The organism is Nostoc sp., assembly GCF_036917235.1.
Classification (GTDB): domain Bacteria; phylum Cyanobacteriota; class Cyanobacteriia; order Cyanobacteriales; family Nostocaceae; genus Nostoc.
Window position 1 is genome coordinate 58,915 of the sequence record NZ_JBALDU010000074.1, and the last position, 25,523, is coordinate 84,437.

Genomic DNA, 25,523 nt, shown 5'->3' on the forward strand with positions numbered 1-25,523 from the left:
GTAACTAGGATAGTGTTGTTTGTCTTGAGGCTATTTCCTCTCAAGCGGTTTTAGTCTTTTGAAACAACTCAGTTTCACAAGCTATTTTGCAACAAAAAAATACATTTAACTAGACTATATTCAAAGTTTAGATAAAATTTATGCCTAGCATGACAATGTAATTATTGTTGGATTTGTATGGGTATTTGTGCCCAAATAAAATCCAATTATGGTGGATTATCTCCCACATCAGCCATCACATTGAAGTTAACCATCGGTGCAAACAAGTAAGCGCTTCCCCGACTGCTATGACGGCTTTCTTGCAACGAATTTCTAGAGTATGCTGCTCCAATCATGTTGCACACGGATGATTTACAGACTAGCCAATTCACGTTTGTAATGACATGAATGGTTTTTAATAACAATTGTTTTCAACGATAACACATTTTATTTTTAGTGGAACACTCTCATTAAATAAGTTGATTTCCAGATTTATTGTTGATGATAATACTGGAAATAAGTTAACTTTTTTACTAGAGCGATGCCTTACGATGCTCACTGAGCGGCTGGTGAGCATCTCGGCTTACTTCGACTACGCTCAGTACAAGTCGCTCGATGGAGCCGGAGTCGAACCCACTTGCCGGCACGCTGCGCGAACGTGTAAGCAAGCTAGGCACAGTGTCTCGTAGAGAAGTGCAGGCAAGTGGTACGACGCTACTCTAAAATATTTTTATACACTTAGATAGCATCCATTAAGGAGGGAGATTTAAAAATGCTTATTGGCATTTTGGTCTATATTTCTATCGATTACTATTTTATAATTGGGGGTTAAACTCAGAATGATATCTACTATACTTGTGACACCCTCTTCGTTAAAAAGCCAAAGTAGCTGAAAATTTTTCTCTTTTCTATTACTTGTATCTAAAAGTATCTAAAAGTTTATAAATCACCCATTCGGGTGAGCCAAGCGGGTGATGCGTGCTTGGTACTACTCATTATAAATTTTATTATAAAGAAAGCTAAAAGTAGCTTAGTTTCGAGGATAAATCTACAAAAAAACATCTAATTTCCCAAATTGAGGTATCGGTTTTAACTCACATACTTGGTTCAAATTATGGCTTTAATTAAAGAAATCGTACAAGAAGCTCTGACTATTGGCTATCTGAGTGTTGTAGCCGAAGATCAACTGCGATCGCAGCTTCAAAGTAATTATGACTCAGAAGACCTAGATGCCTGGATCATTTTACAGCGAGCTATTGCAGCAGGTGATGTTAAACAAGAGTCGCGCCGAAAAAAAGCTTCTGCATCTCCTAAAGCCAAGGACACTTCATCAAGTATCAAACTAGCTTATCAAATGGCAGCGGAACTTGCTTATGCAGCAGCTGTAGCTCTGACAATGACAAAAAATAGTAAAGATCAGCCTTCACTAGGTGCATAAAATAACACCTTTATAAGTTATTTCGCTGGTTTAGTGCAAATATTTCATACCAAGTAGTTAGCGTAGGCTAGCAAAAAGCGCAGGCATCGCTTTTCCTGGTTAATTGCTTGGTAGGGTTTTCATCCGATTAATTATTTATGGGGTTTCCTTTCTGCCTCCTGGCTTGAGAGTGTTGAGTGGTGTTAGCGGATAGCTAAGGTTTAGCCCGTGCTGAGTAAAAATCCCAGTCTTTAGAAGATTTTCAGGCTTGGCTTTTGAAACTCGTTTTATCGGGACTGTCTTCTACTTTGACAGCGCAATTTTATTAAAAAATAATTAAAAAATTTTACTTTACTGGACACAGCTATGGGGAATTTTCACCCTCAGTCAAGAATCTCGAATTGATCCCCGGAAGCAATACTAAAATAAATATAAATTATTTCTTTAAAATTAAATTTTTTTAAGTGATACATACCAGTCAATGATTAAATTTTAATATACCAAGTACATGGCTTAGAGTCAGGCATAGAATTAGAAACACCTTGGTGTAAACTTTAGCAACGAGGTTAAAAATAATTCTCAATGCTTAACAAAGTCATCGCTTTTTCACAAACTACTGTATAAAGAATTGGCAACATTGGTAAAGAGAGTAAACAATAACCATAGCTAAACTTGGAGTTTTGCCAACTTATGCAGCCAATTCGTACATTTAACGTATCCCCTTCACTACCGCCGCGACTCGAACCACTACGGCGGCTGGCATATAACTTGCACTGGGATTGGAACGTTGATACTAAAGACTTATTTCGTCGCTTAGACTCTGACCTGTGGGAGTTTAGCCATCATAACCCAGTGTTAATGTTGGGTACAATCTCTCAATCGCGGCTTCTGGAAGTTGTCGAAGATGAAGGCTTTTTAGCGCAAATGGATCGAGCTGACCGTCAGTTAGACGATTATTTGCAAGAGCGCACCTGGTATCAGAAACAACGGGAGCAGAAACCAAAAGAATGCTACGCCTATTTTTCGGCGGAATTTGGACTTGTAGATTGTTTGCCCGTCTATTCTGGAGGCTTGGGCGTTCTGGCGGGGGATCACCTCAAATCTGCTAGTGACTTGGGTTTACCGCTTGTCGGTGTAGGTTTGCTCTATCAGCAAGGCTATTTTGCCCAGTATCTCAATGCTGATGGCTGGCAGCAAGAACGCTACCTGATGAATGATTTTTACAATATGCCCTTGCATCTAGAGCGCAATGCCGATGGTTCAGAACTGCGGATTGCGGTAGATTATCCTGGACGCAAGGTGTATGCCAGAGTTTGGCGCGTACAGGTGGGAACGGTTCCTCTGTATTTGATGGACACCAATATTGAACCAAACAACACTTACGACCACGACATTACAGACCAGCTGTACGGTGGCGACATCGATATGCGTATCCACCAGGAAATCATGCTGGGGATCGGTGGTGTGCAAATGCTCAAAGCTTTGGGGCTGAAAGTTACCGCTTACCACATGAATGAAGGCCACGCTGCCTTCTCTGCCCTAGAACGCATCCGCTTGCTGATTCAGGAAGAGGGACTGAATTATGTCCAAGCTAGACAGGTGGTCGCTTCCAGCAATATCTTTACCACCCATACGCCAGTACCAGCAGGGATTGACTTGTTCGCTCCCGACAAAATGCTGCACTACCTGGGGTACTATGCAGAGATATTTGGGTTGCCCAAAGAGCAATTTTTAGGACTGGGGCGCGAGAATACAGGGGATTTATCTGGGCCTTTCAGTATGGCGGTGCTGGCGCTGAAAATGGCAACGTTTTCTAACGGTGTCGCCCAACTGCACGGTGTAGTGTCGCGGCAAATGTTCCAGGGCTTGTGGCAGAAAGTGCCAGTAGAAGAAGTGCCGATCGCAGCAATTACCAACGGTGTCCATGCTCGGAGTTGTGTAGCGAAATCGACTCAAGAGTTATACGATCGCTATCTTGGCCCCAATTGGTCATCAGCACCACCAGATAGCCCATTGTGGGAGCGGATGGACGCCATACCCGATGAGGAATTGTGGCGCAATCACGAACGCTGCCGCTTGGATATGATTTTGTATGTGCGGGAGCATTTGGTGAAGCATTTAACCGATCGCGGCGCTTCGGCTTCCGAAATTGTCCAAGCCCAAGAAGTTTTAGATCCTTACGCTTTCACCATTGGCTTTGCCCGTCGCTTTGCCACCTACAAACGGGCTACCCTTTGGATGCGCGATCTGGATCGCATTAAGCGGCTTCTGTTGGCTAACAAAGACCGGAAAGTGCAATTTGTCATTGCTGGTAAGGCACATCCCAAGGATATTCCCGGTAAAGAACTGATCCGCGATATCAATCACTTTATCCGCGAACAGCATTTAGAAAAACAGGTAGTGTTTGTTCCCAATTACGACATTCACATCTCGCGGTTGATGGTTGCGGGTTGCGATATCTGGTTAAATACACCGCGTCGTCCACGGGAAGCCTCTGGTACTAGTGGCATGAAAGCCGCAATGAATGGCTTGCCAAATTTAAGTGTGCTAGATGGCTGGTGGGATGAAGCTGATTACGTCCGCACAGGCTGGGCGATTGGACATGGAGAGAATTACGACGATCCTAACTACCAAGATGAAGTAGAAGCAAATGCTCTCTACGAGTTGTTAGAGAAGGAAGTTGTACCGTTATTTTATGACCATCGGGATACTGATGGCTTGCCCCGTCCGTGGGTTGCCAAAATGAAGGATGCAATTCGGTTGAATTGTCCCTTCTTTAATACAGCGCGGATGGTAGGAGAATATGCTGGGAGGGCTTACTTCCCGGCTAGCGATCGCTATCATACCCTGACTGTTGATAACTATGCCCCAGCTAAAGAACTAGCCGCTTGGAAAGAAAAACTGAGCGAACACTGGTTCAACATCAGAATCAAAGATGTTGACGTATCAGCAGCTTCAGACATTGAAGTTAACCAAACCGTTGCTGTCAAAGCCAAGGTTGACTTAGCAACTTTGAGCAAAGAAGATGTGCAGGTGGAGCTATATCAAGGTGCGATCGATGCCAATGGTGAGATTGTCAACGCTGTAACAGTGGTGATGGATTACCAAGGTGAAGATTCACAGCAATTGAGTATTTACACGGGTAATATTACCTATACTGCTTCTGGTTTACAAGGCTTGTCTTTGCGTGTATTACCGAAAAATCCCCACTTGGCTAATGCTTATGAACCAAGGTTGATTGCTTGGGCAGAATAATAGTGCTGAGTAGTTATTAAATCTTCAAGATTAGGCGTTGCTAATTTAAGTTTAGCAACGCCTTTTATTATGCGATGCAGTCACACCCAAAAAATAATTATTGCTATAATTCCTCGTAATTATAAGGAAAATGCAATTTGACTGGAATAATCACAAAAGTCAGCTTCTTAAGCTTTGATCGATCCGCGCTTTGGAGTGACAAGTACTAATGTCTGCAAACGTGAATTTCTTGGTTTACAACCGTTATACCAATCTGTAATAGCTTTGATTGACGATCAAAAAATAGTACACAAAAAATATTTTTACGTAAATTTATCAACAAATAATGTGAAGAATATGCAAAGATGCGTGCAGAAGTAAAAATATCTAAGTAAATACAGTATTATATGCTAAATGTTTGATTATTTAGATGTTCTCTATTTTCAACCTAGACATCTAAACAGAATTGTCCACAAGGGGGGTATGAAAATCTCTTTCCGGATCAAAAGTTGAATATTTTCTCTTTTAGTAAGACTTAGACGCTGGCAAGAAACCAAATACCAAGTATAAATTCCAGGCATTCAATCGTCAGATTCTTTAATCATCCTTGTTTAATGATTATTACTGAACAAGGATAATTAATTTAGTCTGAAATAACTGATAATCCTAAATACAGACGCTCATTAGTTTTACAGCGCTTAAGGCTTAGATAGTTTTCAGATAGATTTAGATAGTGTCACGTAAAAGCCATTCTTTGGATGAATCTTTGATGAACACTAGTGTTAATTAAAGATGATGTATAAGTATGGCAGAAACTTAAAATCCCGGTTAATTTTTGTGCCCAAAAATAGCAATAAAGTCCATGTTGATAACGGAAGTTACTGAAAAGCTAGATTTAGGTAGATAAAAGTTATGGCAAATATCATTGGAACCAACGGGAATGATAACCTACTAGGTACTTATGACGAGGACACAATTAACGGTAAAGCAGGGAACGATATCATCACAGGTAACGGGGGTAACGACACCTTAACTGGTGGCGGTGGCAATGATGAATTTGTTTATGGCTACAACACCAATAATATAAATATCATCACCGATTTTGGTGGCATAGGTAAAGGAACACACCCAGCAGCAGCAGTCATTGCTGAAGTGGACACTCTAAATTTTCAGGGCGATAGTCGCTTAACTGCCCAAAATATGATCCTGACCCAGAATGGCAACAATCTGGAAATCACCTTTGCAAATGCAAGCTACTATCAAGACGACGCTACTCCCAAAGTCATTCTGCAAAACTTTGCCTTGGAAAATCTGGATAACCTCAGCAAATCCACTGGAGCGAGTGTAAACTTGGGTAATATCTTGTTTTATGGGCAAACTACCATCACAGATAGCTTTGATGTTTTCAATGCCAACTCTACCCAAAGTACTATCTTCAATAAGAATACAGTCACCTTCCTTAACGACCTGAATAATAATGTTAACGGCTTTGATAACTCAGATGATGTCATAAATGGTCAGGGGGGTGATGACAAAATCGATGGCAAAAGTGGCAATGACTTACTCAGAGGTGGTGCGGGGAATGACACGCTTATTGGTGGTGCTGGGAATGACACGCTCATTGGTAACACAGGCAATAACTCCATCGCTTATGGTACTGCCGATGATAATTTGAATCTTAACAATTCAAAAGGCAACGATCTGCTCATTGGTGGCGATGGAAATGATTCTCTCTTTGCTTCTGGTGACTACAGCCCGATCCGAGGAGGCGAAATTTTATTTGGCAATTCTATCTCTGGCAATAACACCCTCAATGGTGGCGCTGGTGACGACACCTTGAATGCTGGTTATTCAACAGGCAATAATACCCTCAACGGTGGTATTGGTGATGATTACTTGGATGCTATTTATTCAACAGGTAATAATCTGCTTTCAGGTGGCGCTGGTAAGGATTATCTCTCCGTTTCTGGCTTCCACGACTATTTTTATGGAGCTTTTGGGAGAATTTATGGCACTGGCAATAACACCCTCAATGGTGGCGCTGGTGACGATACATTGGATGCTAATTATACAACAGGTAATAACACTCTCAATGGTGATGCTGGTAACGATACCTTGGATGTTAGTTATACAACAGGTAATAACATTCTCAACGGTGATATCGGTAATGATTACTTGAATGTTAACAACTCAAAAGGCAATAATTTGCTCTTTGGGGGCGATGGCAACGATACCTTCTCTGGGGGCACTAGTGGCAATGATTCGTACAATCTGGGCATTACTGGCAAAGATACGCTCGATGGGGGTAAAGGTGATGATTTGTTGTCTTTCTATTATTACGGGGCTACTAGAGGAATCACAACGAATTTCAATGCTACTACTAACATTGGATCAATTACAGCAGACACGAATCTGGTTAGCTACAACAATATCGAACGATTAGATATTAGAGGTACAGCCTACGATGACAACATTGTGGGGAGCAATGGCAACGATACCCTCTCTGGGGGCAATGCTGGCAATGATACGATCGATGGGGGTAAGGGTGACGATGTGTTGTTCGCCGATTATACCTATGCTAACGAAGGAATCACAACGAATTTCAATGCTACTACTAACAGTGGGTCAATTACAACAGGCACAAATCGGGTTAGCTACAACAATATCGAACGATTAGATATCACAGGTACAGCTTACGATGACAACATTGTGGGGAACAGTGGGAACGATACCCTCTCTGGGCAGTATGGTGGCAAAGATACGATCGATGGGGGTAAGGGTGACGATGTGTTGTTCGCCGATTATACCTATGCTAACCAAGGAATCACAACAAATTTCAATACTAATACTAACACTGGGTCAATTACAACAGGCACAAATCGGGTTAGCTACAACAATATTGAACGATTAGATATCACAGGTACAGCTTACGATGACAACATTGTGGGGAACAGTGGGAACGATACCCTCTCTGGGCAGTATAGTGGCAAAGATACGATCGATGGGGGTAAGGGTGACGATTTGTTGTCAGTAAATTATACCAGTACTTTCAAAGCAATGACTTCGACTTTCAATGCTACTACTAACACTGGGTCAATTACGACAGGTATCAATAGTGTTAGCTACAAGAATATCGAACGATTAAATATTTTAGGTACAGATGCCAATGACAACATTGTGGGGAGTAATGGCAACGATACGCTCTGTGGGGGCTACTTTGGTGGCAATGATACCCTGACAGGTGGAAACGGTACTGATACTTTTACTGTCTATAATTACACCAAAGGTGTTGATACTATTTATGACTTCAACGCTACTAATGAATTGATTCAGCTATCGGCTTATGGGTTTGGAAGTCCCTTGTCAATAGGTTCACTTTCAGCAAGTCAGTTTACAATCGGAACATCTGCAACCACTAGTGAAGAGCGATTTATTTACAACAGCGCTACAGGTGCATTGTTCTTTGACCAAGATGGTAGTGCATCTGGGTTTACTCAGGTACAATTTGCACAAGTATCTGCTGGATTGTCACTAACCAACAACAATTTTGTGTTTTTTAATCCTGATTAGCGCTCTGGCATTACCAAGCGATACGGTTTGCGGAATGCTATTTTTAGCATCAGCAAGGACTCTAAAGCAGCATAGGCTTCGCCTATGCTCAAATTCTTTGGGGAATGATAATGTAGCCAGTGGTGCGATCGCCTAATACCAAATTACGTTGTTCTCCCCAATACCACCAGTATGCAGCAACATAAGCGCAAATTAGGCTATCTAGTTTATCTTCGGTTGCTTTGAGGGTTGCGCCTGTGGTGGGGATTTCAAGAGGAAACGAACCGCAGAGGCGCAGAGTCCGCAGAGAGGGGGAAAGAGAGGGGAGGATATTGAGAAGATAATTTTGGAGTTTGATTAGTTCTAGGCGGCGTTCGCTGAGTCGTCCTTTTTTGTATTTGAGGATGCGTTCTAAGTTGAATAGGTTAACGATTGCTGGGTGGGGGAAGACTTCTATTTGATATCTGCTGAGTTTTTGCGCTTCAATGGTGGGTGCGTGGGCAAAACCGCGTGATTCTAATTCTAAGCCAAAGTTGATGGTGCGATCGGCGAAGGGTAAGTTTTGGTTAGCTGGGTAGCATCCCGCGTGATATTTACCAAAGTATTTGTGACTGAGTTTGTCGGGGAGACGACTCCCGGTAGCGTTGGGTATGAGGGTAGGTGCATCTACGGCGATGATGGCTGGTTCGTCTGGTTGGACGCTTTGATCGATCCAGGTAAGGATGTCTGCAATGGCTTCTTTGCGGTCTAGATCGAGTAGTTGTAGTTGTCCATCTACCCATTCTAAACAGCATAGTCCGCTCGGTTGCGATCGCCAGCCTAAATCAATGCCAATAAATTTCATGGTAATAACACGAATTTGCACTTATTTTCACATTTACGGGCAACCATTTCCCTAAATTTTCTTGCTAAAAATCGTGAAAAATAATCTTATAATCTTAAAAAGATTGTTTTAATTTATTTTATCTGGCAATAAATTAATCAAGATTATTCCCATGAAAATCTTATTTTTACATCCCAATTTCCCCTCACAATTTCGCAACCTAGCGATAGTTTTAGGTAAAGATCCTAATTGCCAAGTCGTCTTTGGGACAAATCGTCGGGAAGGGGAAATACCTGGCGTTTTTAAAGCTATTTATACTCCTTCTCGTGAAGCTGCACCTCAAACTCACCACTACGTTCGCAACCTAGAAAATGCTGTTCTCACTGCGCAGGCTGTCTATCGCGTGGCAGAAAAATTAAAATCTGAGGGTTTCTTTCCAGATATAGTTTATGGTCATTCTGGTTGGGGGCCGACTTTATTTATGAAAGATGTTTTCCCCAAAGCAGAATTATTGTGTTATTTCGAGTGGTTTTATCACGCTCACGGTTCCGATGCAGATTTCGATCCCAACGATCCATTGAATGCTGATGATGAATGTCGCATCCGCGTGAAAAATGCGCCGATTTTGACTGATTTATATAGCTGCGATCGCGGTCTTTCTCCAACTAATTGGCAGCGTCAACAGTTTCCCAAAGAATATCATAGCAAACTCACTGTCATTCATGATGGTGTTGATACCAATTATTTTGTCCCCAAACCAGGCGCAAAGTTAGTTTTACCAAGAATAAATCTGGATCTTTCTCATGTGGAAGAGTTGGTAACTTATGTAGGACGAGGAATGGAACCTTATAGAGGTTTTCCGCAGTTTATGGAAACGGTAGCGCTACTTCAACAGCGACGACCTAAATGCCACGTGGTAGTTGTCGGAGAAGACCGGGTTGCTTATGGGAAGAATCTACCCGATGGTAAAACTTATAAACAATTAATGCTAGAAAAATTATCTTTAGATTTATCGAGGCTGCACTTTACAGATAGGCTTCCTTACAATGAGTACCTTCAAGTTTTGCAAGCTTCTTCTGCTCATGTTTATTTAACCCGTCCTTTTGTATTATCCTGGTCAATGTTAGAAGTAATGGCAGCAGGATGTTTACTAATAGCTTCTAAGACTTCCCCAGTCTTGGAGGTCGTACAGGATGGGGTGAATGGACTGCTGGTAGATTTCTTTTCTCCCCAGAATATTGCTAATCGGGTTGAAGAGGCGCTGAATAATCCTCAAGAGATGAAAGCAATTCGTGCGAATGCGCGAGAGACTATTTTGAAGCGTTATGATTTAGCCAAACTATTACCACAGCATTTGCAATGGATGTTCGCTGGTAAAACTTCTGATAGTTTGAAAAAGCGTCCAAGTTCTAAAGGATTTGGCAAAAATTAGTCATTGGTCACTTGCATAAATATTTTTTGCCTTAAGCAAAGGTGCAAATAAAAGCCTGAAAAGCAAGACTTTTGCGATAAGCATATTAATCATTAGTGATGATTATTGGTCAAAAAAATGATAAATGACCAATATAACTCTTGGAGATGCTGCACTAACGATTAAGCTTAGTACAAATGACAAAAAAATACAAAATCGATATGTAAAATGCGAATTATTTTTACTATTTCCCATTTTTTCAAACCTAGCAGTGAGGGTCGTCATGCTTCCCAACGCAAAGATCCCCAACCCCGGTTGCAGGCGTTAACTAATAGCCTTACCGCCTTACACCAATTATTTGGTAAATCTCAAAGTATCATTAACATTGCTCAACGAATAGCTTTTCCCGCCAACCAGCCGCAGTCTCACGAACTAGATATTGTTATTTGTACAACTAAAGATAATCATCTTCTGAATCAGCTTCTCTTACCATCCTATTTATATAGGCATCATTCTACTAAGGCAGAACCTCTACTTTTGGGGTTTGAGTGTCAAGCTGTTCTGCAAAGTTGTCTCGGTCAGTATGATTATTATTGCTTTCTTGAAGATGACTTAATTATTCATGACCCTTGGTTTTTTATCAAATTAAACTGGTTTACCCAACAAGCGGGTGATTTAAATTTGCTTCAGCCAAATCGTTATGAAGTCTCTCCCAAAGCTTTGGTTCACAAAGCTTATATTGATGGGGATTTGGCTTTGCGAGTAACTGCTCCTTTTCAAAATGTGCAGGAGCAACAGGAACTTAATGGTGCAATTATGAATGCAGCAATTACCTTTCGTCGTGCCCTCAATCCTCACGCAGGCTGCTACTTTTTAAATGCAAATCAAATGGCTCACTGGGCTAATCAAACCTATTTTATTGACCGAGATGTTAGTTTTGTTGGGCCTCTAGAAAGTGCTGCTACTTTAGGAATTATGAAGACATTCCAAATTTACAAAACCTCGCCGGAACAAGCAAGCTTTTTGGAGATTCAGCATTTTGGAACTGGATTTCTGGGGCTAATTGGCGGACAGGTGGGTTTGGCTGAAAGGTAAAGTGAGTTCTAGGGTTTAGTAAGAAAGATTAGTGCAATCGCTATTTCTATTTATAAAAATACATTAGCGATCGCTCAACAATCAACTAATACTAATTCAATTAAAAGACGGGATTCATCGCGTCTCTACACGCGTTTTGCAGTTTAGTATTTCTATTGCCGTGTTATGTAAACGCAACCTTTTGCGATGCCATTGCATCGACTGACAATGCCATTGCATCGACTAACAATGCCATTGCATCAACTAACAATGCCATTGCATCGACTAACAATGCCATTGCATCAACTAACAATGCCATTGCATCAACTAACAATGCCATTGCATCAACTAACAATGCCATTGCATCGACTAACAATGCCATTGTATCGACTTTTTATTTACAACAGATTACAGTCAAGCTTTACAATGCCTACTCTATAAGTCGAAAGTAGGGGCGCAAGGCGTTCATTCGTGTCAATTTAAGCTGAAAAGCTTTTCAAATCTCGTTTCCACCCTCTGGGCTGGAAATGCACTTCAATTGCGGCTCTGCCTCCCTTGCTGGCGGCAGAGCCTCTAGGACAGCATTCCCAGTCGGAGCAGGTGAACGAGACAATATGTAAAAGCTGGTTCTAGAATGGTTTTTACGTTAAGTTGACACCAATGCAAGGTCTTACGCCCCTAAAAATCTAGAAATAATTTGAGATAATTTATTTTTTGCAAGTCCCTAAGTTATGGTTTTCCTTGAAGAGTTTCTATAGCAATCAGAGTTGAGTTAAAATCTCTCATCCCACAACGGCGAGTTGACCTGGAAAATGTCAAAATTAAATGAGTTTTGCGTAGGCGCAAGCAACTTGTCGCCAGACATCGCCACTTGACATAGCGCGGATTTGAGATAACTAAGTTGGAATTTATGGGCAAGCAACGTGTTCTTTCTGGAGTTCAACCAACCGGCAATTACCATCTAGGTAACTACTTGGGAGCCATTCGCAACTGGGTAGAAGGTCAGAGCGAATACGAAAATTACCTTTTTGTGGCTGATTTGCACGCGATTACAGTGCCACACGACCCAAAACAGTTGGCAGCTGATACCTACACTCTTGCTGCTCTCTATTTAGCTTGTGGTCTTGATTTAAATCACTCTACTATCTTTGTACAATCTCATGTTTCGGCCCACAGTGAACTCACTTGGTTGCTCAACTGCATTACACCTCTAAACTGGCTGCAAGATATGATTCAGTTCAAAGAAAAGGCTGTCAAGCAGGGAGAAAATGTGAGTGCAGGCTTATTGGATTACCCTGTGCTGATGGCAGCGGATATTTTGCTTTATCAAGCGGATAAAGTGCCGGTGGGTGAAGATCAAAAGCAACATTTGGAATTGACACGGGATATTGCAGCTCGGTTAAATCACCAGTTTGGTAAACCAGAACAACCAGTTTTGAAATTACCAGACCCTTTGATTCGCAAGGAAGGGGCTAGGGTGATGAGTTTAGCAGACGGTACACGCAAAATGTCGAAGTCCGATCCTTCGGAGTTAAGCCGGATTAGTTTGCTAGATTCACCGGAACAGATTCAATACAAGATTAAGCGTTGTAAAACCGATCCGATTCGTGGGCTGACTTTTGACGATCCAGCGCGTCCAGAGTGTAATAATTTGTTAACGCTCTATACATTGCTTGCTGGGAAGAAAAAGGAAGATGTGGCAGTTGAGTGTCAAGATATGGGTTGGGGACAGTTCAAGCCATTGTTGACAGACACGATAATTGAGTCCCTGAAACCAATTCAAGAAAAATATCACTCGGTAACGGCAGACAAAAGCTATTTGGACTCTGTGTTACGGGATGGAGGGGAAAAAGCTAGAGCGATCGCAAATCAAACTTTATCACAGGTAAAAGCTGCTTTAGGCTACTCTCTACCTCTATAAGTTTTCCCCTTTGGGTGTGATTTGTTATACCATTTAAGAAATTGAACAGCTTAATGTTATGCATCACACCCACAGCCCCACAGGTTTAAATGACTTTCGCAGAGCTGTACAAGCAGGTGAATTTCTAGTTACCGCCGAGGTAGCACCGCCAAAGGGGGGAGATCCAGCGCACATGATTCAAATGGCGGCGACTCTTAAGGGGAGAGTTCATGCCGTCAATGTAACTGATGGTAGCCGCGCCGTGTTAAGGATGTCTTCGTTAATGGCGTCGGTGATTTTGTCACAGAATGGTATAGAGCCGATTTGTCAAATTGCCTGTCGCGATCGCAATCGTATCGGTTTACAAGCTGATTTGATGGGCGCTCATGCTTTAGGTATCCGTAATATTTTAGCTTTGACTGGCGACCCAGTAAAAGCAGGGGATCATCCAGATGCCAAAGCAGTATTTGACTTAGAAGCAGTGCGACTGCTGCAACTGATTCGGAAGATGAATCAAGGTGTTGATTGTAATGAGAAACCCTTGACTGATGGAGCGTTAGATTTATTTGTTGGTGCAGCAGTAGATCCGCAATGTAAAAGTTGGTCGGGTTTACAAAGTCGATTTGAACGCAAAATCGAAGCTGGAGCGCAGTTTTTTCAAAGTCAGTTGATTACCGATTTTGAGCGGCTAGAAAAGTTTATGGATACCATTGCTGCTGGTTATAAAAAACCAATTTTGGCAGGAATATTTCTGTTGAAATCAGCAAAAAATGCCCAGTTTATTAATAGATGTGTTCCGGGTGTAGATATTCCCCAACATATTATTGATAGATTGGCAAAAGCCAAAGACCCTTTTGAGGAAGGGATAAAAATTGCTGCCGAGCAAGTGCAAATAGCGCGGCAATTGTGTCAAGGAGTTCACATGATGGCGGTGAAGCGTGAAGATGCGATCGCGCCAATTTTAGATTTAGCTGGGATTGCCCCAGTGAATCAGTTGCTATCTACGTAAATTAGAGAATGAATCTTTTATTAAAGCAGATGGTCATTCCTATCTGCTTTTTTTTCTACTAAAATATACACGTTTACACTATTTTTGATAGACTTTCAATATCCAATGTTCGCTTGATTAAATCTAGGTGCAAACTGACAAAATATTTTATAGTTTATTTCAAGCTTTTCCTAGCATATTTTTTGCGATAATTGGCGATACGACTGCCAATGTCAACGCATATCAATTTGTTTCAGTCGAGCTAAAAGAAACTGCTTTTAGAATTGATGGGGTATTTATCCCCACAAGTGAAACCACAAACCAACCACTTTACTTTGTTGAAGTTCAGTTTCAATTAGACGCAAATTTTTATAGACGCTTCTTTGCCGAAATCTTCCTTTACTTGCGTCAAAACGAATCAGTCAATTTCTGGCGTGCAGTTGTCATCTATCCACAACGAAGTTTAGATCCAAACGATCGGCTACCATATCAATTGCTGCTAGACAGTTCACAAGTGCAACGAATTTATCTGGATGAATTAGATACAGGGGAGAACTCACTTCAAGTTGCGATCGTTAAATTAATTATCGAAAGAGAAGAGACAGCCCTTGACAAAGGTAGAGAATTAATTTTACAAGCAAGGCAACAACTGGCAGATGAATCTACCAGCAAGCAAATTGTAGAATTGATAGAGACTATTCTGTTGTACAAATTTACCCGGTTAAGCCGAGAGGAGTTAGCAGAAATGTTGGGTATAGACGACGAATTCAAAAAAACACGGATGTATCAATCAATCAAAGAAGACGGCTTAGAAGAAGGTCGCCAGGAAGGTCGCCAGGAAGCTAAGTTAGAAGCTATTCCCCGATTGTTGGCATTGGGATTGAGTGTAGAACAAGTGGCGGTGGCTCTCGATTTAACGGTGGCGCAAGTAGAGCAAGCAACCCAGAATTAGTCTATCTGATAGTGGGCAGTGCTTGCCTCTAATTTAATCAGCAAGTGTGACGCCCAATAGCCTGTTTTAGACATCGCCTCTTTTTGTTTTAGCTAAACCAGAAGCGATGTCTACGTCGGGCTTACGCCTACGAACTCAAAACCTGCGTTACATCTTACCGTGTTGCAGCACTTGTTGTAGATGTTGGCGAATCTCTTGTGCGTGTTCAATATCAGATTGCCGCAATTTTTGGAACAACTGTACACAAGGTTGAGAACCTACTTGTTCTGCATCTCTGATGTAAGTATCGTAAGCTTTAACAGCTTCAGCCTTGTTGTGCAAAATAGTGACAAAATCATATTCCAAGTCGCTAATCGCTGCTTGAGATTGTCCGTTACCTGTATTTGTAACCATTGCTTGAACCTCTTTTAGGATTTCTAATTAACGTTATACTCACCCTTAAAGAGCGATTCATCTTCCAAAAAGAGTATATTTAAATACGTCGGAAGTACTTTGCAAAAATAATTTCTTGATACAGCCTCACACAAAAGAGTGGGGAGTGGAGAAAAAGTATTTTCCCCACTCCCCAGTACAGACGCAATTAATCACGTCTCTCCCACTCCCCATTTTCATAACAATTTATCCAAGCGGTTGATTCTCATCACATTGACGTGAATACTGTAATTCCAACTCGTTTTGGCGTTCTCTACCTCCCCTATACACAACCGGACAAAACTTAGTGTTAGCGCTCATACAATCCATGTGTGGTGTCTTAGCGCATACCACAAGTAGTCCACCCAAAACAAATAACAAACCACAAATTGCAAGCGTATTAACCCAAGAAATTTCCAGCGCTCCGTGAACTACTACCTCGCGCAGTAGAGATACTATTGTTACCTCAACTGCCACTCCTACAGAGATACTATGTTCTTGCAAATAGACCATTAATAGTCGAAATAACTCGACTAAAATCAACACAAATAGTATTTTTGCAGTCACGTGTTTATAGTCTAGTGGCTGCGTGAGGGCGATAGCTATCCCCCACAATTGGATTAGCATGACGGCGAACAAACCCAAACACAAAACAATCACAATTAAGTCTTGAAAGGCTTCCATGTTGCGAACAATTGATTGCCGATCAAGCCAGCGATCGCTAAATAAAAATCGACTTTTCTGGCGCTTTTGCATGTACATTTTTCCAATCGGGACAAGTTCAGACAACACCAGCGAGTCAACCCAATAGTTTTATGTTATGCAATATTAAGTTTTTGCGCCTCAGCGAGGTTGGTAATTTAAATTTTGTGCTTGTTGCAACAATTGCTCGGCATTTTTCGCCCACTGGGGATTTTTTTGAGCATTGTATAAATCTCTAGCAAATTGCAATACTTGTACTGCATCGCCATATTGCTGTAACTGCATAAAAACTAACCCAGCACCATAATAAGCGTTGGGATAGTTAGAGTTAGCTTCGGCTGATTTTCTAAAAGCCTCTAATGCTTCTTGTAATTTACTTTGTTGAAAAAAAATCGAGCCGAGATTGTAGAAAGCTTCTGGATACTTGGGATTAATTTTTAATGCCTGATAAAATGCACTTCTGGCTGGATCGAGTTTACCTTGTTGGAGATAACACATCCCTATATGGTAAGGAGGTTCTGGTGCGTTTTTGCTATACTGTACAGCTTTTTTAAAAGATGCGATCGCTTGTTCGCAATCTCGTTGCTGTTCTCGTACCAACCCCAAGTTATAGTGGGCAAATCCGAGTTTGGGATCGAGTTTTAAGGCGTGTTGCAAATAATCGTTAGCTAACTTTAAATTATTGCCTTCTAACAAAGCTCCGCCTAAATTAGCAAAAGCTGGAGCAAATTTGGGATCGGCTTGCGTCGCTCGATAAAATGCATCCGCAGAGGGTTGTAATTGCCCCGTTTGTCGGTATGCTAGCCCCAGATTATAGTACGCTGGTGCTAATGTCGGATCTAACTGAGTTGCTTGTTTAAAGGCAGCGATCGCATCTTGTACCTTTCCCGCCTGAATTGCCTGCAAACCTTGGTTTAACCAGTCTACAGCAGTTTTAACATTAGATTGTGCCAACTTTGAGGCGACAGGAGGAGATAGAGCAAGAGAGGGAGAGGAAATACTCATAATCAGCAAAGTCAAACTTACTAACCCTGCTATGCGATATTTATAGAATGATAATCTCATTGATTTTCTGACTTGCAACACTTTCAGTTAAATTTACTTGATAAAAAGTTTTTTACAAAAGTTTTTGATTCGGGATAAAAATTTGTGATACTTAACTTTTCTTAAGCTAAATCTTACGACAGGCTACAATTTTTTTAACTTTCGATTAAAGAGAGGATAATAACGAATTAAAGAAGGGGTAATTTTGACTCCAGAGAACCATTTTTTGATCAAATAGAATTCAGGAGTCAGGAGTCAAAATTCATTCTGAATTTTGTACGACTGGTGAATGGATAAATCGGTTTAAGACATTTGCGGACTCGCTACTGTCTTGATTCTGAATCCTGAATTCTGATTTCTGGATTCTTCTTTAACCCTTGATACATAAAGAATCATGCGGTTATAAAAGACTTACCGCAAGGGAGGTTTTATGAACGAAAAAGTAAAATCGGGTTCGCGGAACGTTGCAATTGTCGGGCCTTATTTAAGTGGAAAAACCACTTTACTAGAAAGCTTGTTATTTGTCACAGGGGCAATTTCTCGCAAAGGGAGTGTTAAGGACAGCAATACAGTGGGAGATAGTGCAACTGAGTCGCGCGATCGCCAGATGAGTGTAGAAGTCAGCGCCGCTAGCACTGAGTATAACGACATTCGCTTTACTTTTATTGACTGTCCGGGAAGCGTAGAATTTGCCCAAGAAACTTACAATGCTTTAATCGGAGTGGATGCGGCAATTGTAGTTTGCGAACCCATCCGCGAACGAGTCCTCACCCTTGCCCCTCTATTTAAATTTCTCGATGATTGGGAAATTCCCCACCTCGTCTTCGTCAACAAGATGGATCGGGCAAATATTCATGTTTTAGAAACGTTACACGCCCTGAAAGCAGTATCTAGCCGTCCCCTGGTAGCGCATCAATATCCCATCATGAACGGGGAACAACTCACCGGCTTTATTGATATGGTGAGCGAACAAGCATATAAATATCATCCAGGTGCAGCTGCTGACCCCATTCCCTTCCCCGAAAATTTAAAAGAAGAAGAACATATCGCACGGGCAGAAATGCTCGAAGCTTTAGCAAATTTTGACGACCATTTACTCGAAGAACTTTTAGAAGACATCGAACCACCCCAAGAAGAAATCCTCAAAGATTTAAAAATGGAATTAGGGGCAGATTTAGTAGTGCCCGTTTTCTTTGGTGTAGCAGAACAAGATTATGGTGTTAGACCTCTATTAGAAGCCTTGTTACGAGAAGCCCCCGAACCAGAAACCACAGCAGAACGTCGTTTAAAAAACATCAAAGGTGATAAACCTCTAGCGCAGGTATTAAAAACTTTCTACACTCCCCAAGGTGGTAAACTCTCTCTCGTGCGTGTTTGGCGGGGCAAATTAACTGATGGTATTGTCCTCAATGGCATTCGCGCTGGTGGAATTTACCGCCTCATGGGACAACAACAGCAGTTTGTTAATGAAGTTGGTGCTGGTGAAATTGTCGCATTGAGCCGTTTAGAAGGAATTAAAACAGGCGATACAATCTCCACAGAGCAGCAATCAGCGATGGAATTACCCAAAGCTGTACAGTTGGAACCAGTGTATGCCCTCGCTATTACACCAGAAAAGCGCAACGATGAAGTTAAACTCAGCAGTGCTATTACCAAGTTATTAGAAGAAGACTGCTCACTTGCTTGGGAACAACACGGCGATACTCACGAAGTTATTTTGTGGGGTCAAGGCGAGATTCATTTGCAAGTTACCCTAGACAGACTGCGCCGCAAATATAACTTGCCAATGACAACCCACTTACCGCAAGTGCCTTACAAAGAAACCATCCGCAAAACAGTGGCTTCAGTTCATGGACGCTACAAACATCAAAGCGGTGGTCACGGACAGTTTGGTGATGTTTTTCTCGAAATCAAGCCTTTACCACGCGGTACAGGTTTTAATTTTAATGAAACTATTGTCGGTGGTGTGGTTCCTAAACAGTACATTCCTGGGGTGGAAATGGGCGTGCGGGAATTTCTCACACATGGGCCTTTGGGCTTTCCAATGGTGGATTTGGCGGTAACTCTGACTAATGGTTCGTATCATAACGTTGATAGTTCCGAACAAGCCTTTAAACAAGCTGCGCGATTGGCAATGCAAACGGGGATATCGCAAGCGGAACCTACCTTGTTAGAACCAATTCTGCGGGTAGATGTTACCACACCGAGCGAATTTACCTCCAAAGTGCTGCAACTGTTGAGTGGTAGACGGGGGCAAATTTTAGGCTATGAGGGGAGAAACGATTGGCAAGGCTGGGATAATGTCTCTGCATACTTGCCACAAGCAGAGATGCAAAACTTTATTGTAGAGCTGCGATCGCTCACTCTCGGCGTTGGTTCCTTCCACTGGGAATATGACCATCTCCAGGAAGTACCGGAAAAGCTTGCCGAACGTGTCATTCACAGCAATGGCAATGGTAGTAACGGCAACGGCAAGTAATTTTGGATTTTGAATTAATTGTACATTAGCGTAGGCAATGCCTGTCGTAGGCATCGCTGCAAGGCTGAGATTCCTGACTTCTGAGAAAAGTCGGGAATCTTTTTTAATCTGTAAAAAGATTCGTAAATCTCGAACTTGGGTGAAATAGTATTAGTTTTATAAAAGCGTTTGGGAATTATGTGATTAAGTACATTCCTCTTAACTACACACAAAAAACTCATGGGCTTTACAGTCTCTCTTGTAACTAGCCTAATTGCAATTCTCGTTTATCTCAATACAGATAAGATATCTGATGAAAGGTCACGTTTAGCAATACGTGGAATTATGATATTAATTGGCAGCATTGCAGTACTGAATTCTTTTTCTAGGCTTTTGGTGATTGTCCCACCTGGTAATGTCGGTGTCGTCAATTTCTTTGGTGAGGTTTCCGAAACTACTCTTAATCCTGGTGTCCACTTGCTTAACCCCTTTAGCAAGGTGCTGAATTTTTCTACTCGCATTAAGGATATAAAGGAAAATGTAGATGCAACATCCCAAGAAGGTTTGAGCCTAAATCTTGATGTCAGTCTTCAGTATAAGCTCGACCCGCAAAAGGCAGCTACAGTCTATAAAACAATTGGAACTGATGAAACACAACTGGTGATTTCCAGATTTCGCTCTACTGTCCGCGCCATCACGGCAAATTACCCAGCCAATGCTATTTACTCTACCAAACGCCAAGAAATTGCCCAAAAAATTGACCAACAACTGACTCAAGAGATACCAGCTTTGGGTTTCATCGTTGAGGAAGCTCTTTTACGAAACATCAAAATGCCTGATACTCTACAAGCTGCAATTCAAAACAAACTCAAGACAGAGCAAGAAAATCAGCAGATGAAATTTGTTTTAGAGAAAGAGCGTCAAGAGGCAGAACGAAAGCTTATTGAAGCGCGAGGTATAGCCGATTCCCAAAAAATTATCTCTGGTGGACTTAACAACCAAGTGCTACAATTACGAGCGATTGAAGCCACAGAAAAGCTAGCTCAATCTAATAATTCTAAGCTTGTAATTATTGGTTCTGAAAAAGGCATAGTGCCTATTATGATCCAGCCATAAACAAGAACCTCAAAGCCCTGCACTTTTAAATGTAAGGCTTTTTGTTAATAAATATTTAATACGCTTTGGACGTGCTGTTGAAACGCTAATCCTTCTTTACCCCAACGCGTTTGTAATTTTTGTATATTTTCCAATTTTATTGCTTTCCCAGATTGAGGAAAATGAATGGAACAATCAAATACTTTGTCATTTTCTGGAGGATGCTCCCAATTATCGGTCATCCAAACTACCTGCACAATACGATAAATATTAAATTCATCTTCAGCATTTGTGTCGCGATAAAGTTGATTGTTCAGCATTTGAACAATATGTTACTTCCAAAACTCAACTAGATGCTTACGAAGCATTGCGAATTCCTGAACTGTGGCGATATGAAAATGGCAAGCTACAAATTAATATTCTTCAGGAAGGTAAATACATTGAGTCTGAAATTAGTTCTACTTTTCCCAACTTGCCAATTGTTGAAGAAATTCCCCGATTTGTCGAACACAGCCGAACTTTAGGTAGAAGTCCAACGCTTAGAGCATTTCGTCAATGGGTAAGAAAGCAAATCAATCCAACTTAATGTAACCCTTGCTTTTTTAACAACAAATTAGCGTTGTAATACTTAATAAGCTGTTCCACATTTAAATTGCATAATTACGGCGGGTAAGATGCCCACCCCAGAAGAGTTATATAAATTTTAGATATGCAAACTAGATGTGGTTTAGCTTAGTATTTTTATCTGCAACAAAAGACTCTACGATAAAAAAAAGGAGCCTAAGTTAGGCTCCTTAATAAAAAAGTGGTAAAAGAATTGTGACTACTTAACAGTCACCTTACCGCCAGCTTCTTCGATGCGCTTCTTAGCATCTTCAGCAGCATCCTTAGCAATACCTTCTTTAACTGCCTTGGGCGCAGCTTCCACCAAGTCTTTAGCTTCTTTCAGACCCAGACCGGTCAATTCCCGAACAATCTTCAGCACAGCAATCTTCTTATCAGCTGGGACTGATTCGAGAATCACTTCAAACTCAGTTTGCTCAACAGCTTCTTCAGCCGGAGCAGCAGCAGCACCAGGGCCTGCGAACGCTACGCCAACGGGTGCAGCAGCACTCACGCCAAAAGCTTCTTCAATTTGCTTGACTAATTCAGAAGCTTCCAGCAAAGAAAGAGTTTTTAGTTGTTCTAAAATGTTATCGGTTGCAGCAGACATTGATATAACTCCTGTAATTTTGATTATTTATTTGTCATGGGTCATTGGTCTTTAACTATAGACTTTTGACTTTTGACTGATGAACCACGAAGTCTATTCAGCAGCAGTTTCAGTGCTACTATCACCTTCAGCAGTGGTTTCGGTGTTGCTATCTTGAACAGCGGCAGTTTCGGTGCTACCACCACTTTGCTCTTGGTCGGCCACAGCCTGCAAAGCACGAGCCAGCGAACCAGGAACTTCGTTGATACCCACAGCAATCTTGGTAGCCAAAGCGTTGATAGCCCCAGCAATTTGTGCAATGAGTTGTTCCTTAGATGGCAAGTCTCCTAGTACCTTGACATCAGGTTCTTTGAGTAGACGACCTTCCAGTACACCACCACGAAGTTCTGTCTTCTTAGTGACTTTCTGGAATTCTTGGTATGCCTTAATTGCCGATGAAAAATCTTCTTTTACCAGCAAAAAGGCGGAAGAACCATTGAGCAATTCCGACAAAGGCTGCCATTTTTCATCGTCTTTGATGGCAATGCCCATTAAGGTGTTCTTCGTCACCTTACAAACAGTGCCACTGGGACGTAACCGCCGCCGTAAGTCTGTGATTTCCGAAACTGTTAGCCCCTGATAGTCAATTACCAGTGCCAGAGTTGACTCACTCAAAGTTTCTTTGAGGTCAGCTACTATTTCTTTTTTATTTTCTAGTGTTCTACCCATTCCAATCTCACCTCCTTAAAACAATCGGGGAAGTGCCCTAGTTGTGTGTTTTTTCTCAACCTGAACCCAAACAACAAACCCCAGCTAACTTAGCCGGGGTTGAGTAGTAAGACTCTTGACGCCATAGTTATCACACCTTTGTGGGTGGTAATTCTGACAATTAGAGTTTTAACCTCGGCAGGGTATTAAGTTATTAGCACCTGCTGTCTCCGGCTTTGCCTATTTAATTTAAAGTTAGGAGTGAGTAGTTAGGAGTTAGAAGTTTTATTTTTAACTCCTAACTTATAACTCATAACTCTTATTAACCTGCTTGGCTCAGTTTCAAATCTCGTAGGGCACTGATATCAACTTTAATTGATGGCCCCATAGTGGCTGACACATAAAATGTGCGCCAATAACGACCCTTAGCTCCTGAAGGACGGTTACGGTCAATCGTCTCCTGCAATGCCTTCAGGTTGACTAACAAATCTTCGGGCGAGAAGGTTGTCTTACCAAACATAACATGGACAATACCAGTTCGATCGGCCCGGAATTCTAATTTACCTGCTTTGAATTCTGCGATCGCACTTCCTAAATCAAATGTTACGGTTCCACCCTTGGGCGATGGCATCAAACCACGTGGACCAAGCAACTTACCCAGCTTTGCCACCTGTGGCATCACATCAGGTGTGGCAATCAGCTTGTCAAAATCCATTCTACCTTTCTGGATTTCGTCAATCAGTTCTTCTGAACCGACTATATCAGCACCAGCGTTGCTAGCTTCGTTTACCTTTTCGCCTCTGGCTATCACTGCCACCCGGACGATTTGTCCTGTACCTTTGGGCAGTGCTACCGTTGTCCGCAACTGTTGGTCTGTATACTTGGGGTCAATACCCAACCTGATATGCGCTTCAGCAGCTTCGGTAAATTTAGCTGTTGCTGTGTCTTTAAGAAGGGCTAAAGCCTCTAGAGGATGATAGTCCTTTTCTTCTACTTTTGCTTGCAGACCCTGCAAACGACGCGATATTTTTGGCATTTGTTCTCCTGGGGTAATTCCGAAGCCTCGCCTCTCCCCCGATAAAATTTTGGATTTTAGATTAGGAAGTTAGGAATGAGGAGTTACTAATTTAAAACTCATAACTCATAACTCATAACTCATAACTTTCTTAATCTGTAACTGTTACACCCATATTTTTAGCCGTTCCTGCCACAATCTTCATTGCCGCTTCGATGTCGTTGGCATTGAGGTCGGGGAGTTTGGTTTGGGCTATTTCTTGCAATTGTGCTTTGGTTATTGACCCAACCTTCTTTTTGTTGGGTTCATTTGAGCCTTTTTCAACTTTCGCCGCCTTCCGAATCAGTACTGATGCGGGTGGCGTTTTGAGTACGAATGTAAAACTCCGGTCTTCAAAAACCGAAATTTCTACAGGTATCACCATTCCAGCTTGGTCTGCTGTTTTGGCGTTGTACTCTTTACAAAACATCATAATATTGACACCATGTTGACCCAAGGCGGGACCAACTGGCGGTGCTGGGTTGGCTTTTCCAGCATTCAGGGCCAGTTTAATGACCGCCACTACTTTCTTCGCCATTTGTATTTAACTCTGTTTCTCTACCTGATTAAATTCCAATTCTACTGGTGTATCCCTGCCGAAAATTGAGAGCAAGGCTTTAAGTTTACTCCGTTCTGGAGAAACTTCAATCACCTCACCTTCAAAATCTTTAAATGGACCAGAAAGCACCATTATCTTATCACCAGTAGCCATGTCAATTTTGACAACAGCTTCTTGTTCGCTGGTTTGTTTGAATATACGTTCGACTTCTGAAGCACTCAGTGGTATGGGATGCACATGACCGCGACCCTTACTACTACCACCACGTTTTTGTTCTGAACCGACAAAGTTGATTACATGAGAGGTGTTTCGTACCACCTGCCAAGTATCATCATCCATCATCATCCGCACCAGCACATAACCAGGGAAAACTTTTTCTTCTGTATGCTGGCGACTGCCATCTTTACGGATTTTCACCGCTGGCGTCTGCGGAATTTCTACCTGGATAATTTTGTCAGCGACATCAAAAGTTTGAATGCGTTGCTCTAAGTTAGTCTTTACACGCTTTTCACAGCCTGAAGCTACTTGTACTGCATACCAACGTGCTTCTTTTGACGCTGCTTCTGCTGCTTCTGCTGCTTCTGCTGTTTCTTCTGACTGCAACATTGAGTTGCGTGGTTCATCTGTTGCAAAACTCATTAGAACACCTGTTTTGCTGCCCAACCAAACAATCCATCGACCAAGTATATCAAAGATGCGGAGAGTGCCACCATTAACAACACAGCGGCGGATTCGCTGACTATTTGTTTCCGACTGGGCCAAACTACTTTTTCAAGTTCTTCTTTGGTTCCCTGTATGAAGTTGCCAAAGCTAAACCCATTTGTGGTTTCTGGCAATTCTGCTTCACTTTTTTTGGCCACGACCGTTTATCCCCCGTTTCTTATACTAGATCCTGATTTAATTGTCATCTAGGTTTTGCAGTTTCGACTCTATTTCACTTACTGGAAGTACTGGAAGCAAAACAACTGCAAAT

The 25,523-nt window shown here is 41.8% G+C and carries 24 protein-coding genes and 1 other annotated feature; of the genes, 11 read left to right on the top strand and 13 right to left on the bottom strand.

Annotation, left to right across the window (positions count from 1 at the left end; all coding sequences use genetic code 11):
• Positions 1-206: 206 nt before the first annotated feature.
• On the bottom strand, positions 207-335 hold the full coding sequence (locus tag V7K44_RS21405) for a hypothetical protein (protein ID WP_256091202.1): 129 nt from the start codon (positions 333-335) through the stop codon (positions 207-209).
• 758 nt (positions 336-1,093) lie between these two features.
• On the opposite strand from V7K44_RS21405, the gene V7K44_RS21410 reads away from it, so the two are divergent.
• The 3 genes from V7K44_RS21410 (at position 1,094) to V7K44_RS21420 (ending at position 8,200) form a co-directional block, all read left to right on the top strand.
• Positions 1,094-1,417, top strand: coding sequence for a hypothetical protein (locus tag V7K44_RS21410; protein WP_334934113.1), 324 nt, complete (start codon positions 1,094-1,096; stop codon positions 1,415-1,417).
• Positions 1,418-2,086: 669 nt separating this feature from the next.
• Entirely contained in the window at positions 2,087-4,651 is a 2,565-nt protein-coding gene (gene glgP, locus V7K44_RS21415; RefSeq protein ID WP_334934115.1) for an alpha-glucan family phosphorylase, read from the top strand.
• Positions 4,652-5,542: 891 nt separating this feature from the next.
• Positions 5,543-8,200 (top strand): beta strand repeat-containing protein, encoded by a 2,658-nt coding sequence (locus V7K44_RS21420; protein ID WP_334934117.1) that lies wholly within the window; start codon positions 5,543-5,545, stop codon positions 8,198-8,200.
• 88 nt (positions 8,201-8,288) lie between these two features.
• Here V7K44_RS21420 and V7K44_RS21425 read toward each other — a convergent pair whose 3' ends face one another.
• Positions 8,289-9,023, bottom strand: coding sequence for a DUF429 domain-containing protein (locus tag V7K44_RS21425; protein ID WP_334934119.1), 735 nt, complete (start codon positions 9,021-9,023; stop codon positions 8,289-8,291).
• Positions 9,024-9,174: 151 nt separating this feature from the next.
• Between V7K44_RS21425 and V7K44_RS21430 the strand changes: the two genes are divergently transcribed.
• Together V7K44_RS21430 and V7K44_RS21435 are read left to right on the top strand one after the other, a co-directional pair.
• The gene (locus V7K44_RS21430; RefSeq protein WP_334934121.1) at positions 9,175-10,434 is read left to right on the top strand and encodes a glycosyltransferase family 4 protein; all 1,260 of its coding nucleotides are present in this window, start codon (positions 9,175-9,177) and stop codon (positions 10,432-10,434) included.
• A gap of 207 nt (positions 10,435-10,641) precedes the next feature.
• Positions 10,642-11,508 carry a calcium-binding protein gene (locus V7K44_RS21435; protein WP_334934123.1) on the top strand — a complete coding sequence of 289 codons (867 nt, stop codon included), beginning with the start codon at positions 10,642-10,644 and terminating at the stop codon, positions 11,506-11,508.
• Positions 11,509-11,671: 163 nt separating this feature from the next.
• Here V7K44_RS21435 and V7K44_RS21440 read toward each other — a convergent pair whose 3' ends face one another.
• A complete protein-coding gene (locus V7K44_RS21440; RefSeq protein WP_334934125.1) occupies positions 11,672-11,869 on the bottom strand; it encodes a hypothetical protein in 198 nt (65 codons plus the stop codon).
• Between the two features lie 528 nt (positions 11,870-12,397).
• On the opposite strand from V7K44_RS21440, the gene trpS reads away from it, so the two are divergent.
• The 3 genes from trpS (at position 12,398) to V7K44_RS21455 (ending at position 15,327) form a co-directional block, all read left to right on the top strand.
• Complete coding sequence (trpS, locus tag V7K44_RS21445; RefSeq protein ID WP_334934127.1) at positions 12,398-13,408, top strand: tryptophan--tRNA ligase; 1,011 nt, start codon at positions 12,398-12,400, stop codon at positions 13,406-13,408.
• Between the two features lie 58 nt (positions 13,409-13,466).
• The gene (locus V7K44_RS21450) at positions 13,467-14,396 is read left to right on the top strand and encodes a methylenetetrahydrofolate reductase (protein ID WP_334934130.1); all 930 of its coding nucleotides are present in this window, start codon (positions 13,467-13,469) and stop codon (positions 14,394-14,396) included.
• Positions 14,397-14,523: 127 nt separating this feature from the next.
• A complete protein-coding gene (locus V7K44_RS21455; RefSeq protein ID WP_334934132.1) occupies positions 14,524-15,327 on the top strand; it encodes an Rpn family recombination-promoting nuclease/putative transposase in 804 nt (267 codons plus the stop codon).
• Positions 15,328-15,474: 147 nt separating this feature from the next.
• On the opposite strand, the gene V7K44_RS21460 is transcribed toward V7K44_RS21455, so the two are convergent.
• The 3 genes from V7K44_RS21460 to V7K44_RS21470 form a co-directional block, all read right to left on the bottom strand.
• Complete coding sequence (locus tag V7K44_RS21460; protein WP_334934134.1) at positions 15,475-15,720, bottom strand: hypothetical protein; 246 nt, start codon at positions 15,718-15,720, stop codon at positions 15,475-15,477.
• 225 nt (positions 15,721-15,945) lie between these two features.
• Entirely contained in the window at positions 15,946-16,500 is a 555-nt protein-coding gene (locus V7K44_RS21465) for a phosphate-starvation-inducible PsiE family protein (protein ID WP_190240812.1), read from the bottom strand.
• 81 nt (positions 16,501-16,581) lie between these two features.
• Complete coding sequence (locus V7K44_RS21470; protein ID WP_334934136.1) at positions 16,582-17,505, bottom strand: tetratricopeptide repeat protein; 924 nt, start codon at positions 17,503-17,505, stop codon at positions 16,582-16,584.
• Positions 17,506-17,914: 409 nt separating this feature from the next.
• Between V7K44_RS21470 and V7K44_RS21475 the strand changes: the two genes are divergently transcribed.
• Both V7K44_RS21475 and V7K44_RS21480 read left to right on the top strand, forming a co-directional pair.
• Positions 17,915-19,963 carry an elongation factor G gene (locus V7K44_RS21475; protein ID WP_334934138.1) on the top strand — a complete coding sequence of 683 codons (2,049 nt, stop codon included), beginning with the start codon at positions 17,915-17,917 and terminating at the stop codon, positions 19,961-19,963.
• Positions 19,964-20,182: 219 nt separating this feature from the next.
• Positions 20,183-21,058, top strand: a complete 876-nt coding sequence (locus V7K44_RS21480; RefSeq protein WP_334934140.1) for a prohibitin family protein — start codon at positions 20,183-20,185, stop codon at positions 21,056-21,058.
• Positions 21,059-21,102: 44 nt separating this feature from the next.
• Here the strand turns inward: V7K44_RS21480 and V7K44_RS21485 are convergent, their stop codons facing one another.
• Positions 21,103-21,357 (bottom strand): hypothetical protein, encoded by a 255-nt coding sequence (locus tag V7K44_RS21485; protein ID WP_334934142.1) that lies wholly within the window; start codon positions 21,355-21,357, stop codon positions 21,103-21,105.
• Positions 21,358-21,404: 47 nt separating this feature from the next.
• On the opposite strand from V7K44_RS21485, the gene V7K44_RS21490 reads away from it, so the two are divergent.
• Positions 21,405-21,623: a hypothetical protein gene (locus V7K44_RS21490; protein WP_334934144.1), complete on the top strand. Its 219-nt coding sequence runs from the start codon at positions 21,405-21,407 to the stop codon at positions 21,621-21,623.
• Between the two features lie 237 nt (positions 21,624-21,860).
• On the opposite strand, the gene rplL is transcribed toward V7K44_RS21490, so the two are convergent.
• From rplL to secE, 6 genes are all read right to left on the bottom strand, one after another.
• Positions 21,861-22,250 carry a 50S ribosomal protein L7/L12 gene (gene rplL / locus V7K44_RS21495; protein ID WP_292734349.1) on the bottom strand — a complete coding sequence of 130 codons (390 nt, stop codon included), beginning with the start codon at positions 22,248-22,250 and terminating at the stop codon, positions 21,861-21,863.
• A 93-nt stretch (positions 22,251-22,343) separates the two neighbouring features.
• Complete coding sequence (gene rplJ, locus V7K44_RS21500) at positions 22,344-22,958, bottom strand: 50S ribosomal protein L10 (RefSeq protein ID WP_334934146.1); 615 nt, start codon at positions 22,956-22,958, stop codon at positions 22,344-22,346.
• Between the two features lie 63 nt (positions 22,959-23,021).
• Positions 23,022-23,189 (bottom strand) — a sequence feature (ribosomal protein L10 leader region).
• 70 nt (positions 23,190-23,259) lie between these two features.
• Positions 23,260-23,973 carry a 50S ribosomal protein L1 gene (rplA, locus tag V7K44_RS21505; RefSeq protein ID WP_334934148.1) on the bottom strand — a complete coding sequence of 238 codons (714 nt, stop codon included), beginning with the start codon at positions 23,971-23,973 and terminating at the stop codon, positions 23,260-23,262.
• Positions 23,974-24,103: 130 nt separating this feature from the next.
• On the bottom strand, positions 24,104-24,529 hold the full coding sequence (gene rplK, locus V7K44_RS21510) for a 50S ribosomal protein L11 (RefSeq protein WP_099102703.1): 426 nt from the start codon (positions 24,527-24,529) through the stop codon (positions 24,104-24,106).
• Between the two features lie 6 nt (positions 24,530-24,535).
• Entirely contained in the window at positions 24,536-25,189 is a 654-nt protein-coding gene (gene nusG / locus V7K44_RS21515) for a transcription termination/antitermination protein NusG (RefSeq protein ID WP_292743942.1), read from the bottom strand.
• Positions 25,189-25,410 (bottom strand): preprotein translocase subunit SecE, encoded by a 222-nt coding sequence (secE, locus tag V7K44_RS21520; RefSeq protein ID WP_292743945.1) that lies wholly within the window; start codon positions 25,408-25,410, stop codon positions 25,189-25,191. Before secE ends, nusG begins: the two co-directional genes overlap by 1 nt.
• Positions 25,411-25,523 lie beyond the last annotated feature (113 nt).

Excerpts from the sequence above, each read along its gene's own strand:
- V7K44_RS21405 (WP_256091202.1), bottom strand. The coding sequence starts at position 335 with ATGATTGGAGCAGCATACTCTAGAAATTCGTTGCAAGAAAGCCGTCAT.
- V7K44_RS21410 (WP_334934113.1), top strand. The coding sequence starts at position 1,094 with ATGGCTTTAATTAAAGAAATCGTACAAGAAGCTCTGACTATTGGCTAT.
- glgP (WP_334934115.1), top strand. The coding sequence starts at position 2,087 with ATGCAGCCAATTCGTACATTTAACGTATCCCCTTCACTACCGCCGCGA.
- V7K44_RS21420 (WP_334934117.1), top strand. The coding sequence starts at position 5,543 with ATGGCAAATATCATTGGAACCAACGGGAATGATAACCTACTAGGTACT.
- V7K44_RS21425 (WP_334934119.1), bottom strand. The coding sequence starts at position 9,023 with ATGAAATTTATTGGCATTGATTTAGGCTGGCGATCGCAACCGAGCGGA.
- V7K44_RS21430 (WP_334934121.1), top strand. The coding sequence starts at position 9,175 with ATGAAAATCTTATTTTTACATCCCAATTTCCCCTCACAATTTCGCAAC.
- V7K44_RS21435 (WP_334934123.1), top strand. The coding sequence starts at position 10,642 with ATGCGAATTATTTTTACTATTTCCCATTTTTTCAAACCTAGCAGTGAG.
- V7K44_RS21440 (WP_334934125.1), bottom strand. The coding sequence starts at position 11,869 with ATGGCATTGTTAGTCGATGCAATGGCATTGTTAGTTGATGCAATGGCA.
- trpS (WP_334934127.1), top strand. The coding sequence starts at position 12,398 with ATGGGCAAGCAACGTGTTCTTTCTGGAGTTCAACCAACCGGCAATTAC.
- V7K44_RS21450 (WP_334934130.1), top strand. The coding sequence starts at position 13,467 with ATGCATCACACCCACAGCCCCACAGGTTTAAATGACTTTCGCAGAGCT.
- V7K44_RS21460 (WP_334934134.1), bottom strand. The coding sequence starts at position 15,720 with ATGGTTACAAATACAGGTAACGGACAATCTCAAGCAGCGATTAGCGAC.
- V7K44_RS21465 (WP_190240812.1), bottom strand. The coding sequence starts at position 16,500 with ATGTACATGCAAAAGCGCCAGAAAAGTCGATTTTTATTTAGCGATCGC.
- V7K44_RS21470 (WP_334934136.1), bottom strand. The coding sequence starts at position 17,505 with ATGAGATTATCATTCTATAAATATCGCATAGCAGGGTTAGTAAGTTTG.
- V7K44_RS21475 (WP_334934138.1), top strand. The coding sequence starts at position 17,915 with ATGAACGAAAAAGTAAAATCGGGTTCGCGGAACGTTGCAATTGTCGGG.
- V7K44_RS21480 (WP_334934140.1), top strand. The coding sequence starts at position 20,183 with ATGGGCTTTACAGTCTCTCTTGTAACTAGCCTAATTGCAATTCTCGTT.
- V7K44_RS21485 (WP_334934142.1), bottom strand. The coding sequence starts at position 21,357 with ATGCTGAACAATCAACTTTATCGCGACACAAATGCTGAAGATGAATTT.
- rplL (WP_292734349.1), bottom strand. The coding sequence starts at position 22,250 with ATGTCTGCTGCAACCGATAACATTTTAGAACAACTAAAAACTCTTTCT.
- rplJ (WP_334934146.1), bottom strand. The coding sequence starts at position 22,958 with ATGGGTAGAACACTAGAAAATAAAAAAGAAATAGTAGCTGACCTCAAA.
- rplA (WP_334934148.1), bottom strand. The coding sequence starts at position 23,973 with ATGCCAAAAATATCGCGTCGTTTGCAGGGTCTGCAAGCAAAAGTAGAA.
- rplK (WP_099102703.1), bottom strand. The coding sequence starts at position 24,529 with ATGGCGAAGAAAGTAGTGGCGGTCATTAAACTGGCCCTGAATGCTGGA.
- nusG (WP_292743942.1), bottom strand. The coding sequence starts at position 25,189 with ATGAGTTTTGCAACAGATGAACCACGCAACTCAATGTTGCAGTCAGAA.